13 protein-coding genes are annotated in these 14,673 nt (G+C 37.0%); 10 read left to right on the top strand and 3 right to left on the bottom strand.

Translation table 11 applies throughout. The annotated features are described in order from the left end of the window. Nucleotides 1-56: 56 nt before the first annotated feature. The 10 genes from NDQ75_RS15445 to NDQ75_RS15400 all read left to right on the top strand — a co-directional run bounded on the left by NDQ75_RS15445 (nucleotide 57) and on the right by NDQ75_RS15400 (nucleotide 10,697). Nucleotides 57-1,247, top strand: a complete 1,191-nt coding sequence (locus NDQ75_RS15445) for a pyridoxal phosphate-dependent aminotransferase (protein WP_202029701.1) — start codon at nucleotides 57-59, stop codon at nucleotides 1,245-1,247. Continuing rightward, complete coding sequence (murB, locus tag NDQ75_RS15440; protein WP_202029700.1) at nucleotides 1,240-2,262, top strand: UDP-N-acetylmuramate dehydrogenase; 1,023 nt, start codon at nucleotides 1,240-1,242, stop codon at nucleotides 2,260-2,262. The genes NDQ75_RS15445 and murB overlap by 8 nt, the downstream gene beginning before the upstream one ends. Nucleotides 2,263-2,373: 111 nt before the next feature. Next, entirely contained in the window at nucleotides 2,374-2,940 is a 567-nt protein-coding gene (locus NDQ75_RS15435) for an RNA polymerase sigma factor (protein WP_202029699.1), read from the top strand. Nucleotides 2,941-2,944: 4 nt separating this feature from the next. After that, nucleotides 2,945-3,757, top strand: a complete 813-nt coding sequence (locus tag NDQ75_RS15430) for an anti-sigma factor (RefSeq protein ID WP_202029698.1) — start codon at nucleotides 2,945-2,947, stop codon at nucleotides 3,755-3,757. Nucleotides 3,758-3,950: 193 nt separating this feature from the next. Then, nucleotides 3,951-4,625, top strand: a complete 675-nt coding sequence (locus NDQ75_RS15425) for a TetR/AcrR family transcriptional regulator (protein ID WP_202029697.1) — start codon at nucleotides 3,951-3,953, stop codon at nucleotides 4,623-4,625. 3 nt (nucleotides 4,626-4,628) lie between these two features. Next, nucleotides 4,629-6,296, top strand: coding sequence for a peptidase domain-containing ABC transporter (locus tag NDQ75_RS15420; RefSeq protein ID WP_202029696.1), 1,668 nt, complete (start codon nucleotides 4,629-4,631; stop codon nucleotides 6,294-6,296). A gap of 2 nt (nucleotides 6,297-6,298) precedes the next feature. Beyond that, entirely contained in the window at nucleotides 6,299-7,642 is a 1,344-nt protein-coding gene (locus tag NDQ75_RS15415; RefSeq protein ID WP_202029695.1) for an HlyD family secretion protein, read from the top strand. 5 nt (nucleotides 7,643-7,647) lie between these two features. Continuing rightward, entirely contained in the window at nucleotides 7,648-9,060 is a 1,413-nt protein-coding gene (locus NDQ75_RS15410) for a TolC family protein (RefSeq protein ID WP_202029694.1), read from the top strand. Between the two features lie 10 nt (nucleotides 9,061-9,070). After that, the gene (locus NDQ75_RS15405) at nucleotides 9,071-9,535 is read left to right on the top strand and encodes an RNA methyltransferase (protein ID WP_202029693.1); all 465 of its coding nucleotides are present in this window, start codon (nucleotides 9,071-9,073) and stop codon (nucleotides 9,533-9,535) included. Between the two features lie 112 nt (nucleotides 9,536-9,647). Then, nucleotides 9,648-10,697 carry an AI-2E family transporter gene (locus tag NDQ75_RS15400; RefSeq protein WP_202029692.1) on the top strand — a complete coding sequence of 350 codons (1,050 nt, stop codon included), beginning with the start codon at nucleotides 9,648-9,650 and terminating at the stop codon, nucleotides 10,695-10,697. 137 nt (nucleotides 10,698-10,834) lie between these two features. Here NDQ75_RS15400 and NDQ75_RS15395 read toward each other — a convergent pair whose 3' ends face one another. The 3 genes from NDQ75_RS15395 to NDQ75_RS15385 form a co-directional block, all read right to left on the bottom strand. Continuing rightward, nucleotides 10,835-11,725, bottom strand: coding sequence for a bifunctional 5,10-methylenetetrahydrofolate dehydrogenase/5,10-methenyltetrahydrofolate cyclohydrolase (locus tag NDQ75_RS15395; RefSeq protein ID WP_202029691.1), 891 nt, complete (start codon nucleotides 11,723-11,725; stop codon nucleotides 10,835-10,837). 102 nt (nucleotides 11,726-11,827) lie between these two features. Continuing rightward, nucleotides 11,828-13,156, bottom strand: a complete 1,329-nt coding sequence (gene ffh, locus NDQ75_RS15390; protein WP_202029690.1) for a signal recognition particle protein — start codon at nucleotides 13,154-13,156, stop codon at nucleotides 11,828-11,830. A gap of 147 nt (nucleotides 13,157-13,303) precedes the next feature. After that, a complete protein-coding gene (locus tag NDQ75_RS15385) occupies nucleotides 13,304-14,662 on the bottom strand; it encodes an MATE family efflux transporter (RefSeq protein ID WP_202029689.1) in 1,359 nt (452 codons plus the stop codon). Nucleotides 14,663-14,673 lie beyond the last annotated feature (11 nt).

The following is a 14,673-nucleotide window of genomic DNA, read 5'->3' as shown; positions in this document are numbered from 1 at the left end:
TTTGTAACGAATTATAAAATATATTTTGCAAATTTGCACGATATAAAATTTGAGATATGCCGACAATTTCTGAGAAAGGGCTACAAATGCCCCAATCGCCTATACGTAAATTAGTTCCGTATGCGGAAGATGCCAAAAAAAGAGGAATTAATGTTATTCATTTAAACATCGGGCAACCGGATATTAACACTCCAAAAGTTGCCTTGGATGCAGTGAAGAACAACACGCTCGAAATTTTAGAGTATAGCAGAAGTGAGGGATCTGAAGAATACCGAACGAAACTTGCCGCGTATTACGGCAAAAGGGACATTGAAGTTGACCCAAAAGAAATCATCATTACTACTGGTGGATCAGAAGCTTTAATGTTTACCATGGGCTCCATAATGGATACCGACGATGAAATTATTATTCCAGAACCATTTTATGCCAATTATAATGGTTTTGCAACTGCTTCTGGGGTTAAAGTGGTTCCAGTAGTTTCTAAAATAGACAACAACTTTGCATTACCTCCTATTGAGGATTTTGAGAAGCTTATCACGCCAAAAACAAAGGCAATTCTAATTTGCAATCCAGGTAATCCTACCGGTTATCTTTATTCAAAAGAAGAAATAAAAAAACTTGCTGAAATTGTAAAAAAACACAATTTGTTTTTGGTTGCGGATGAAGTGTACCGCGAATTTGCATACGATGGCGCAGAGCATTATTCTATCCTTCAGGAAGAAGGACTTGAAGATAATGCCATTGTTGTGGACTCGGTTTCCAAAAGATATAGCATGTGCGGTGCTAGAATTGGCTGTATGATCTCAAGAAATAGAGAGGTGATAAATACTGCCTTAAAATTTGCTCAAGCCAGACTTTCCCCACCTGCATTTGCACTTATTGCCAGTGAAGCAGCCTTGGACACTCCTCAAAGTTATTTTGATGAAGTTATTGAAGAGTATGTTGAAAGAAGAGATCTTTTGATTACTGAACTAAACAAAATTGAAGGCGTTACCGTAGCTAAACCTCAGGGAGCGTTCTACTGTATTGTTAAACTTCCAGTAAAAAACACCGATGATTTCGCACAATGGCTACTGGAAAGCTTCGATGTTGATGGAGAAACTGTTATGGTTGCTCCCGCAGCAGGATTTTATTCCACGCCAGGCATTGGCTTAGATCAAGTAAGAATCGCTTATGTTTTGAAAAAAGAAAACTTAGTAAAAGCGGTTAACATCCTTAAAGAGGCTTTAAAAGTTTACAATGGATAAAAAGCCTTCCATTCAACAAAATGTTTCACTGAAGCCTTACAACACTTTCGGTATTGATGTAAAGGCTGCAAATTTCGTATCAGTCGTTTCTGTTGAAGAATTAAAAAATGTACTGCAATTAAAAAAATTCCCCCACAAGTTTATTCTTGGCGGGGGAAGTAATATGTTGCTCACCAAAAATGTGGACGGTTTGGTGATTCATTTAAATCTTACCAAAAAAGAGATTATTGAAGAAACCAACGATCACGTTTTAGTAAAAGCCCAAGCTGGTGAAAATTGGCATGAGTTTGTGCTTTGGTCATTGGAACAGGGATTTGGAGGCTTGGAAAATCTTTCCCTAATTCCAGGAAATGTGGGCACGGCACCTATACAAAACATTGGCGCCTATGGTGTGGAACTTAAAGATGTCTTTTACAGTTGTGAAGCCATCGATATTCAAACATTGGAAACAGCTACCTTTACCAAAGAAGATTGTAAATTCGGGTACAGGGATTCTTATTTTAAAAGAAATAAAGGCCAGTATATAATTACTTCCGTAACTTTTAAATTATCAAAAGCACCTCATACACTTAATATTTCCTACGGCGCGATTGAAGCAGAACTTTCCAAAAAAGAAATAGAAAACCCTGGCATTAAAGACGTATCCAATGCGGTAATTGCAATCAGGCAAAGTAAATTACCAGACCCAAAAGTCTTGGGTAATAGCGGTAGTTTTTTTAAAAATCCGGTTATCGGAGTTCAAGAGTTTGAAAAGCTTCAGGAAAAGCATCCAACTATTCCACATTACATAGTTTCTAATGAAGAAGTTAAAGTTCCCGCTGGTTGGCTTATCGAGCAATGCGGCTTCAAAGGAAAACGTTTTGGGGATGCCGGCGTGCATAAAAACCAAGCATTGGTTTTGGTCAACTACGGAAATGCTACCGGAGAAGAAATTTGGGATTTAGCGCTTCGCATTCAGCAAAAAGTAAAAGAAACGTTTCAAATAGAGATTGAACCAGAGGTAAATGTGTATTAATTTACAAAAGTATACGCACACGTACTTTTTATCGTTTTAATTAATAAATTTGAACATTTCATAAAAAACTACCTTGGCACCACCTACTTCAAGTTATTAGTACGTTATTATATGAGTCAACTTCTGGAAAAAAATATTATTTCATTATTAAAAGATAAAGACGAAAAAGGCATGTCTTTACTTTACGACCATTATGGGGATACACTCTTTGGGGTTGCTTTAAAAATTACCAAGGATGAAGATTTGGCCAAGGATGTACTCCAAATAAGCTTAATGAAGATTTGGAAGAAAATAGGCACTTACGACGATAAAAAGTCGAAACTTTTTACTTGGATGTTCCGCATTACCCGCAATACTGCCATCGATAAAATAAGAAGTGCCAATTTAAAAAGCGATCAGGAAATCCAAATCGAGGTTTCAGACGTATATAATTTAGGAGTTGAAAGTGTAAATCCAGAGCATCTTGATATTAGGAAACATCTAGATTCACTTGATGATAAGTATCAAATTGTAATGGAGGCCTTATTCTTCAAAGGTATGACCCAGCAAGAGGCTAGCGAAGCGTTAGACATTCCTCTTGGCACTATCAAATCCCGATTGAAAATAGGACTAAGAGAACTAAGACGCATATACGATCCTGCTACATTGTCAATATTATTTTATTTGATAATTCAGTAAAGCCATGAGAAAAGAAGTTAAAATATTTTTAGAAAGTGACTTGTTAGAGCGCTATTTAATTGGCGAAACAAGTTATGAAGAAGAGATACGGGTTGAGCATTTTCTAGATACTGAAATCGAAGTGCAAACCGTTTACAAAGAACTGCAAGATAATTTAGAATTCTATGCGAAAGCATACGCCGTTGAAGCACCGAAAAGTGTAAAATCTGATATTCTGAAAGCAATTTCTGAAGAAAACACAGAGGTTACGATGGCATCTTCCGCTAAGAAAAGTATTCCGTGGTACTTTGTGGCCGCTTGTGTTACCACTTTTTTGTTTGGAGCCACTACCATTACTTTATGGAAGCAAAACAAACTGCTTTCCAATGAAAAGAATACAGTTGCCAGTCAGATTGAAAACCTGAAAAAAGATATCCTTTCTACCAATTCAAAGCTGGAAAATATCAAAAGCAAATATGCTGTTTTGAATGATCCAGAAACTCGTAAATACGTAATTACGGGAAATGAAAGAGCAAAAAACTTAAAATCGGTGGCCTACATTAATCCTAAAGAAAGGATGACAGCTATCAATATTGTTTCTATGCCGGATTTACCGGAAGACAAAGAGTTTAAAATGTGGGCTGAAGTTAACGGTGAAATGGTAAGTCTTGGAGTTCTTGAAAAAGCAGATAGAAAATTGATGTCGCTCCCTTTTCAAGATAATGCTTCTAAATACAAAATTACTATCGGTGCTAAAGGAAACGACAGCTTTGCCGCAATAGACAGCGAAGTAGCCAATATTGATCTGGAGCTTATTAAAGAAGAAAACGAAGAGTAAAATACTTCATCCTATAAATTATTGAAACCTCAAGCGTATGTTTGAGGTTTTTTTTATACCTTAACAATTCGTCACATTACGGGTATTAGACCATTAAATTAATGTTATAAAAGCTCCTACACTCTTAAATAAATGTAAAACTATTTTGATTCAATAGTAATACTACTATATTTGTACGAATTACATGCGAGTTATGGATCAATTATTGGAGAATCTAAGAATAAGGGGGAATGAGAAGACATTTCTTAAAGACCCAGAATCTACCGATTTAGGCAGAAGGATTATAGAGCAAAGCATTATTTTAATTAACGAAATTGGTTTTGAAGCTTTTACGTTTAAAAAGTTGGCAACTCAAATCAATTCAACTGAAAGTTCGGTTTACCGCTATTTTGAAAATAAGCACAAGCTTTTGCTTTATTTGAGTTCTTGGTACTGGGCTTGGCTGGAATATCAATTGGTCTTTGCCACTTACAGTCTTAAAGATCCGCATGAAAGACTTAACAAAGCTATAGAAATTGTTACTCGCACTACAGAGGAAGACTCTAACTATTCGCATGTAAACGAAGTAATCCTCAATAAAATTGTAATAAATGAATTCTCTAAATCTTTTTTAACCAAAGAAGTAGATAGAGATAATAAAGAAGGTTATTTTCAAATCTATAAAAGACTGGTTAACCGCTTAGAAAAAATAATAAATGAAGTAAATGAAGATTATGAATATTCAAAAAGTTTAGCAAGTACACTTTTAGAATCTACTCTTCATCAGCATTTTTTAAGGGAACACTTCCCAACCATCACCACTTGCGACAAGCCGGAAACAACCACTCATTTTTTAACTCAAGTAGTAAATTACGCCCTTAAAAAGTAATCTATGGACAAAATGATACTCACCCCCTGGAAACGCCTTGTTGATCTTTTAAAAATGGACAAAAGGGATGTTAGACAGGTTATCTATTACGCCGTTTTTGCCGGTTTGGTTTCCTTAACCCTACCCCTGGGAATTCAAGCTATTATCAATTTAATTCAAGGTGCCCAAGTAAGTACCTCTTGGATAATTTTGGTGGTTTTAGTTACATTAGGAGTTGCCTTTCAGGGAACGCTACAGATTATGCAAATACGTATTTTGGAGAACATTCAGCAGAAAATTTTTATGCGTTCTTCCTTTGAGTTTTCTTACCGAATTCCAAAAATAAAGACGGAAAAGCTAAGAAATTATTATCCGCCAGAACTTGCCAACCGCTTTTTTGATACCATTACGGTACAGAAAAATGTAGCGAAATTACTATTGGATTTTCCAGCGGCTTTTTTACAAATTATTTTCGGACTTATACTCCTGTCATTCTATCATCCATTCTTTATTTTTTATGGAATCTTACTTATAATAATGATATACATTGTATTTAAGATTACGTTTTCCCAAGGTCTCGCTACCAGTTTAAATGAATCTAAAGCCAAATATAAAGTGGCACATTGGCTGCAGGAAGTGGCACGTTGCCTTATTAGCTTTAAACTATCTGGAGACACCAGCATGGCCATGCGAAAAAATGATGACCTCACTTCTCTTTATTTGGAAGAAAGAGAAGGGCACTTTAAAATTTTAAAACTTCAATTCATCCAAATGATTGGGTTTAAGGTGCTGGTAACCGCAGGACTTTTAGTTATTGGAGGTTTACTGGTTCTTAACCAACAGATGAATATCGGGCAGTTTGTGGCCGCGGAAATCATCATATTACTTGTGATTAATTCCGTAGAAAAAATGATTTACGGACTGGAAGGCTTCTACGATATTCTTACATCACTTGAAAAAATAGGACAAGTGGTCGATAAAAAACTAGAGCCTCAAGAAGGAATGGATCCATTTGAAGAGCGTGACGACTTGGATATTGATCTGGAGAATGTTTGGTACAAAACACCAGAAAACTACACCATCCTAAAAGAGGTCAGTTTAAAAATCTTATTCAAAGAAAAAATATTTTTAAGAGGAAAAGCCGGTTCCGGAAAAACCACCCTTTTAAAAATTATTTCTGGATTAATAAAACCTACCGAAGGTTCCATTTTCGTGAACAATATTTCAATGAAAGGTGTATGGCCAAACAGATATAGGGCTCAAATTGGACAAGTTCTTCCTGAACAAACTCCTTTTGAAGGGACCATTTTAGAAAATATAACTTTGGGAAGCACCAATGTTTCACATCAATATCTACAAAAAATATTAGCGAACCTTGGCTTACAGGAATTTATTAAAAAACAACCGAAAGGTTTGGAAACGCTAATGCATCCGGAAGGAAAACAGATTTCCCAAACGATTTCCAAAAAGATATTAATAGCAAGAGCCATCATCCACAATCCCAAACTTCTTATACTGAAAGATGTATTCGATAATTTTGAAAAAGAAGAGGCTGAACAATTAATGGCCTTTTTAGCAAGCCCAGAAAGACCATGGACCCTTATTGTTTCCAGTCAAAATCCTATTTGGACTAAATATTGTGATCGAGAAATCAGTTTAAACGATGGTACTATAACCGCTAAAAAGCTATAAGAATGCTAAATATATCGCATATTAAGTTGAATAAAAAAGTAAGCCTCGAACAATATTCGGCTTACAAAAAGGCTACCCACACAAGACATTATAAGTATTTTAATCGCTTTTTGGGAGGGTTTGCCATTATCGCTTTTATTATTCTATTTCTACCTTGGACACAAACCGTTTTCGGCAAAGGTTATGTTACCACATTAACCCCCGAACAACGACCGCAAACCATACAATCACCTATTCCAGGGCGAATTGAGAAATGGTATGTTGTAGAAGGTGATTATGTGGAAAAAGGAGATACTATCTTGTATATTTCAGAAATAAAAAATGAATATCAAGATCCGCAATTACTGGAAAGAACCATACAACAACGAAATGCCAAAAGCAATGCTGTTGAGTCTTATAAAGAAAAAATAAATGCTCTAAATCAACAAATCCAAGCGCTGCAACAGGAACAAAAACTTAAACTGTTACAAGCTGAAAATAAACTGACTCAATCGCAGTTAAAAGCGAAAAGTGACAGTATTGACCTGATTGCGGTAAACACCAACCTTACAATTGCAGAAAGACAATACGAGCGTATAAACACTTTGAATGAGGAAGGTCTTAAATCTGCTTCAGATGTGGAAGACAAAAAGCTGAAGCTTCAAGAAATGCAGGCTAAACAAATTGCTCAGGAAAACAAATGGATGGCCAGCAAAAATGAAGTTATAAATGCCTCTATTGAAAGAAACCGAATTCAAGCGGAGTACGCAGAAAAAATATCAAAAATTAAAAGTGATCAATTCACAACTACCTCCCAGCAATTCGATACAGAAGCTCAAGTATCTAAATTAGATAACCAAACGGCCAATTATAGACTTCGGGAGGCTTTTCACTATGTAACTGCTCCGCAAAGTGGCTACATAAACAAAGCTATTAAATCCGGTATTGGAGAAACATTTAAAGAAGGCGAAAGGCTTGTTGGCATCATGCCTTCTAGGTACGATTTGGCTGTTGAAACGTTTGTTGATGCAATTGACTTGCCTTTAATGCATCAGGGTGAAAAAATAAGAATACAATTTGATGGTTGGCCAGCCATCGTTTTTAGTGGATGGCCCAACGCTTCTTTTGGAACCTATGGCGGCGAAGTAGTGGCGATTGAACGTTTTATAAGTCCAAATGGAAAATACCGTATTTTAATTGCTCCGGATAAAGAAGACCATGATTGGCCAGAAAATATTCGCGTAGGTTCAGGTGCTAGAACACTTGCTTTACTTAACGATGTTCCTATTTGGTACGAACTGTGGCGACGCCTTAATGGTTTCCCTCCAGATTATTATGTACCAACCACTGAAGAATCCAAAAAGTAATTTTTATGAAGTATCAATTAATAAAATATTACTTCTTGTTCCTACTTAGCTCATTCGGTGTTGTTATGGTAAATGCTCAAGACAGCATCCCTACCAATACCCTGAGTTATGAAGAATTTATGGGTTACCTAAAAGCACATCATCCTTTGGTGAAGCAGGCCAATTTAAAGCTGAGCCTTGGTGAAGCAAACCTACTAAAGTCAAGAGGAGGTTTTGATCCGAAAATTAGTGTGGACTACGACCGCAAAAAATTTAAAGAGACCGAATATTACGATATTTTAAATACCACATTCAAAATCCCTACTTGGTACGGGATTGAATTTAAAGCGAATTACGAAAACAACACAGGTGCCTTTTTAAATCCAAGTTTAACCGTTCCCGAAGATGGATTATACAGTGCTGGGGTTTCATTTTCCGTACTGCAAGGTTTTTTAATGAACGACAGAATGGCCACCCTAAAGAAAGCAAAGCATTTTGTTGATCAAACTACCGCGGAAAGAGATTTAATGATAAACACCTTGCTGTATGAAGCCAGTTTGGCCTATTTTAATTGGATTGAAGCCTATAATGAGCAAAAAATATATGCTTCCTTCATAGAAAATGCAGATTTTAGATTACAGGCGATAAAGCGTAGCATTGAAGTGGGAGACCTTGCCCCTATTGATTCTACGGAAGCAAAAATCATATTACAAAGCAGACTTTTGGGTCTTGAAAATGCAATGCTAAACACCCGAAAAGCTGCATTAAAGGCTAGTAATTTCATTTGGATTAATGATGTTCCGGTTGAATTAAAAGATGATATCATCCCTGAAAATCCAACCGATGAAATTTTAGAGTCCTCTCTCCTTGCGGAAGACATGTACAACAATAATGAATTACTCGATAGTCACCCAAAATTGAGAGCTTTGGATGCTAAACTTAACGTTTTAAATGTTGATCGTGCCCTAAAAGCAAACAAACTCTTGCCGAAACTAGATTTGGAATATAATTTTTTGAATACCGAATTTGATGATTTTGATAATTACATGACCTCCAATTATAAAGCGGGTGTTAATTTTTCACTCCCTCTTTTCCTGCGGAAAGAACGTGGAGACCTGAAACTGGCAAAAATTAAAATTGCTGAAACGGAATTCGAACGTACTTCCGAAGCAGTAAGTATTCAAAATAAAATTACGGCCATTCAGAATACAATCAACTCTTTGGAAACCCAAAAAGGAATTACCCGCGAAATGGTAGAAAATTATAAAACCTTGATCAATGCTGAAGAACGGAAATTTTCAGTTGGGGAAAGTTCTTTATTTTTGATTAATTCCAGGGAAAAAAGCTTAATTGATGCCGAATTAAAACAAAATGAGCTTAATATAAAATTCTTAGAATCGAAAGCTGAACTTTTCTACACTATGGGCACAAATCTGTAAAAAACAACCAATGCAAGTAGATAATTTAGAGCAAGGCTATTTTGGAATTGGAATACAAAACGGTAAAACACCGGAAAACTTAGGTGTTTTATGGCGTTCTGCCCAAAACCTCGGTGCTAGTTTTATATTTACCATTGGAAACCGATACCATAAACAGGCGTGCGACACTCATAAAGCTGTTGGAGCCATGCCCTATTTTCATTATGACACTTTTGAGGATTTCTATAAACACTTACCTAAAAGTGCACTTTTAATTGGTGTGGAATTGACCGAGTCGGCAGAATTACTGCAAGACTTCAAACATCCACGTCGGGCCGTGTATCTCCTTGGAGCTGAAGATCATGGGCTGAGCAACGAGGCTATTGAAAAATCGCATAAGCTTATTAAATTTCAATCTACATTAAGCTTAAATGTTGCTGTTGCTGGAAGCATTGTTATGTACGATCGCTCAGTGAAAGGAACGGAAATATATTGATCTTTTTTTACAACTGCTTAAAAAAAATCATCGATCGTGTTAAAGTTTAGAGGAGAATTAACAATCCTTGAAGTAGTTTTGCTTATTTTTAATGAACAACTTCAACCAATTTATGAGCACAGATCGATTAAGCCCTTCTTTAATTAGACAATTAACAATTCTCGCTATAATTGTAGCACTTGGATATCTCATTTCGAAGGAAATGGCACCCTATCTTTCAGGAATCCTTGGAGCTATCACCATTTTTGTATTGTTCAAAAAATTCATGGTTAAACTGCTTAATAAGGGTTTGAAACCATGGCTGGCTGCGACAATTATTATCCTTCTGTCCATATTTATTATTGTAATCCCAATTTCTTTGATAATCCTTTTATTATCTTCCAAAATACAAAAGGCGGTTAAAAATTCTGAAGAACTGACCACCGTTGTGAAATCGAAATTAGGCTGTTTAGAAGATTATATCGGCATAGATTTCCTTTCTCAAATTAACACCAAAGATATTACCGGTTGGGTTTCAGATCAAATCCAAGGATTGGCAGGCACAACTTTTGATACGGCCATTGCAATTACTATCATGTATTTTATTTTGTATTTCATGCTTATAAATACTGAAAAACTTCAGGAGAAAATATTGGCTTATATTCCTCTTAGTGACAGCAACATCAAGACTATTTCCAAAGAAAGTAACGAAATAGTAAAATCCAACGCTATCGGAATACCTTTAGTTGCCGTTATGCAAGGTATTGTGGCGCTAATTGGATATTATATTTTTGGTGTAAACGACCCGCTTTTCTGGTTTGTTGTTACTGTAATTGGCTCCATGATTCCCTTTGTCGGTACAGCGCTCGGTATTGTTCCGGTTGTTATTTTGCTCTTTTCGCAAGGACAAAACTGGCAGGCTATCGGGTTGCTTATTTACGGGGCGGTAGTGGTAGGATCTACCGATAATGTTTTTAGAATTATCGTACAAAACCGACTTGCTAATTTACATCCGCTTATTACTTTGATTGGTGTTGTAGTTGGTGTACCGCTTTTCGGATTTATAGGTTTGATATTCGGACCGCTTTTGGTTAGTCTATTTCTACTTTTGGTGAAAATTTATAAAAACGAATACGGAAAGCATACAAATAAAGAAAGCTCCGGCAAAGAACCGAAGCTTTAGTCATTTATAGAATTTACGAATTATGATTTTTGAATGCGATTGCAATAGTTGCTCAAAAGTTGGTGTTTCGCATTTAAAAAAAACTACAAACCCCTATTTCCTCTTCGCTTTTCCCTAATCGTTAGTAAAATTTATCACTACTGACCGTTTCTAGCTCTATGTCTTTCTCTTGCCAATAACGTATTTTTCAGCAACATCGCAATTGTCATAGGGCCTACTCCACCTGGAACTGGTGTAATATAACTAGCCTTTTTACTTACATTTTCAAAATCTACATCTCCTGTGATTTTATAGCCACGTGGCGCATCTTCGTCGGGAACGCGCGTAATACCAACGTCAATTACAACGACATCGTCTTTTACCATTTCAGCCTTTAAATAATTTGGCTGCCCCAACGCAGTGATTATAATATCAGCTTGTGAAGTTATTTGGGTTATATTTTTAGTATGACTATGTGTTAAGGTTACCGTAGAATTCCCTGGAAACCCTTTTCTTCCCATTAAAATACTCATTGGGCGCCCCACGATGTGCGACCTACCGATTACAACGGTATGCTTCCCTTTGGTTTCCACATTATAACGCTCCAACAACTCTAAAATACCAAAAGGCGTTGCCGGAATAAACGTACTCATATCCAACGCCATTTTTCCAAAATTGGTTGGGTGAAAACCATCTACATCTTTATCGGGATCGATCGCCATCAATACTTTCTGCTCGTTTATTTGCTCTGGTAATGGCAATTGAACGATAAATCCATCAATATTTTCATCTTTGTTTAACTCTTCAATTTTGTTAAGCAACTCTAACTCACTGGTCGTACTAGGCAATTTTACTAAAGTAGATTCAAAACCTACACGTTCGCACGATTTTACTTTACTGCCAACATATGTTAAACTAGCACCATCGTTTCCAACTAAAACTGCCGCTAGATGAGGAACTTTCTCCCCCTTCTTTTTCATTTTATCTACCTCAACGGTGATTTCGTCTTTTATTTGGTTGGATATTTTTTTACCGTCTAATATTTCCATTATATAATTTTGGTTCTGGGTTCAAGGTTCAAAAATTCAAAGTTTAAATTCTTTCTCCCTAATCTAATTTCTATCTAAAACTCTACAGATCTGGGACCTTGTCTATTTCATTCCCTGCATCATTTGCATCATCTTTCGGCCTCCACCGCCTTGCATCATCTTCATCATCTTGCTCATTTGGTTGAATTGCTTCAATAACTGGTTTACTTCCTGTACAGAAGTTCCGCTACCTTTTGCAATTCGTTTTTTTCTACTTCCGTTAAGAACAGAAGGATTGGAACGTTCTTCAGGTGTCATGGAATGAATTATTGCTTCTACTCCCTTAAAAGCATCATCATCTATATCCATTCCTTTTAAAGCTTTTCCGGCACCGGGAATCATTCCCAGTAAATCCTTCATGCTTCCCATTTTCTTTATCTGCTGAATCTGACTCAAGAAATCATCAAAACCAAATTGGTTCTTTGCTATTTTCTTATGAAGCTTTCTCGCTTCCTCTTCGTCATATTGCTCTTGTGCTCTTTCAACAAGGGAAACCACATCTCCCATTCCAAGAATACGGTCTGCCATACGCGATGGATAGAAAACGTCAATCGCATCCATTTTTTCTCCCGTACCGATAAACTTGATAGGTTTATCAACCACCGATTTTATCGACAACGCAGCACCTCCACGGGTATCACCATCTAATTTAGTAAGAATTACTCCGTTAAAATCCAATACATCGTTAAACGCCTTGGCCGTATTTACCGCATCCTGACCAGTCATGGAGTCTACCACGAAGAGCGTTTCGTTTGGTTTTATAGCATTGTGAATATTGGAAATTTCGGTCATCATCTCCTGATCTACCGCCAAACGACCTGCAGTATCGACAATCACCACATTATGTCCATTGGCCTTGGCGTGGGCAATACCAGCATTGGCAATTGCCACAGGATCTGAATTCCCTTTATCTGAAAACACCTCAACACCAATTTGATCCCCTACCACGTGCAACTGATCGATTGCCGCTGGTCGATACACATCACAGGCTACCAGAAGTGGCTTCTTAGTCTTTTTATTTTTTAGAAAGTTAGCAAGCTTCCCCGAGAAAGTAGTTTTACCCGAACCTTGTAAACCTGCCATGAGAATCACAGAAGGATTGCCCGATAAATCCACTCCAGCTGCCTCACCACCCATCAACTCGGTAAGCTCATCTTTCACTAACTTAACCATTAACTGACCTGGCTGCAACGTGGTTAATACGTTTTGGCCCAATGCCTTTTCCTTAACGGTATTGGTAAATTCTTTGGCAGTTTTAAAATTAACATCGGCATCCAACAAAGCCCGTCTCACTTCTTTAAGTGTTTCGGCCACATTAACCTCCGTAATTTGCCCATGTCCTTTTAAAACATGAAACGCTTTATCTAACTTTTCGCTTAAATTATCAAACATAGTGTTTTGCTTCTTTTTACACCCTTTTTACAGGAAGTGCAAATTTAAGAATTAGATTGGGAAGTTGGAAGCTTATTTAAGACTTCTTAATCAATTAATTGATGGAGGACAAAGGATTTTATTTCCTTCAGAATAAAAAAATCTCAATTACACTTGTACTCCTTTGTATTTCCAAGTTCCTCTTTTAAAATACACAAAAGCGATAAGTGCCGCCAATGCATTTGAAACAGGGAATGCCCACCAAATCCCTTCGTAACTAAGTGAGGTTTTATGAGTAAGAATAAAAGCCAGAGGAAAACGGATTACCCAAAGTACACAAACCGACAACAGCATGGATGCAGTGGTTAATCCAGCACCGTTAAACACACCGTTTAAAACTTGTTGCACTCCCAACAATCCGAAGCTTGGTGCCATAATTTGAATAAATTTTGCACCAATTTTAATTACATTTTCATCATCTGGAACAAAAAATCGTGTTAAAGGTTCAGCAAAAATAAAAAGCAACATCCCCAAAAATGTGAGTCCGATTGCTGCGATAAGTGCGCTTAACTCCCCTACTTTTTCAGCACGGTCTATTCTACCTGCTCCTATATTTTGCCCTACCAAACTGGTGGTAGCTATGGAAAGGCCTAAAGCAGGTACAATTACTAAACTTAAAATACGTGCACCAATACCATAAGCAGCTACAATTTCACTATTAAAAGCTGTTACCAACATTATCATGGCAGTCATTGCCATCGCTCTACTCGACTGGTCTAGACTGGAAGGAATACCAAGAACGAATAGGTTTTTTATCCATTCCCAATCCAATTTCATATAAGAAAATCGGACTTTTATACCTCTTTTTCCTTTGAAAAGAATGAGCATTCCTGCAACCGCAGAAACGCCTTGGGTAATGATACTGGCAATAGCAGCTCCCGCTACCCCATACCCGGGAATACTTCCATAGCCAAAAATAAAAAGCGGGTCCAATATAAGGTTCAGCAAAACCGTCCCAAAAACAATATACATTGGTATCAGCACATTCCCAATACCTCGCATTAGCGATTGGTACACAAAAAACATAAATAGAAAAATGAAGCCCCAAGAAGAAACTTTAAAATAGGTAACCGAGTCGTTTAGAATTTCTGGGGCAGCACCCACCAATTGCATCAATGGCGAAGCAGAAAAATATCCAACCGCGGCTAAAAAAATAGAAACCACGAACACAACCATTACTGTTTGGGACGCGGCATAGTTTACCATTTTTTGGTCTCCGGCTCCTTTGTGCTGAGAAACTAAAACCGTTCCCGCCAGGGTTAATCCGCCGCCGAGCGATAGCACCAAAAAAAGAATTGGAAAACTTAAACTTACGCTAGCTACCGCATTGGCTCCCAATCGCCCAAGCCAAAAAGTATCTATTAACTGATACATGGTCTGTAGGACGTTGGCCATAATTATAGGAAACGCCAACCCCAATAGCGCATTTAAAATTCTTCCCTCTGTTAATTTGTTTCCTTTGGTCATTAGTCACTAAT

This window comes from Galbibacter mesophilus (genome assembly GCF_023721415.1).
In the GTDB taxonomy this organism is placed as follows: domain Bacteria; phylum Bacteroidota; class Bacteroidia; order Flavobacteriales; family Flavobacteriaceae; genus Galbibacter; species Galbibacter mesophilus.
This window is presented reverse-complemented; position numbering and strand designations above follow the sequence as displayed.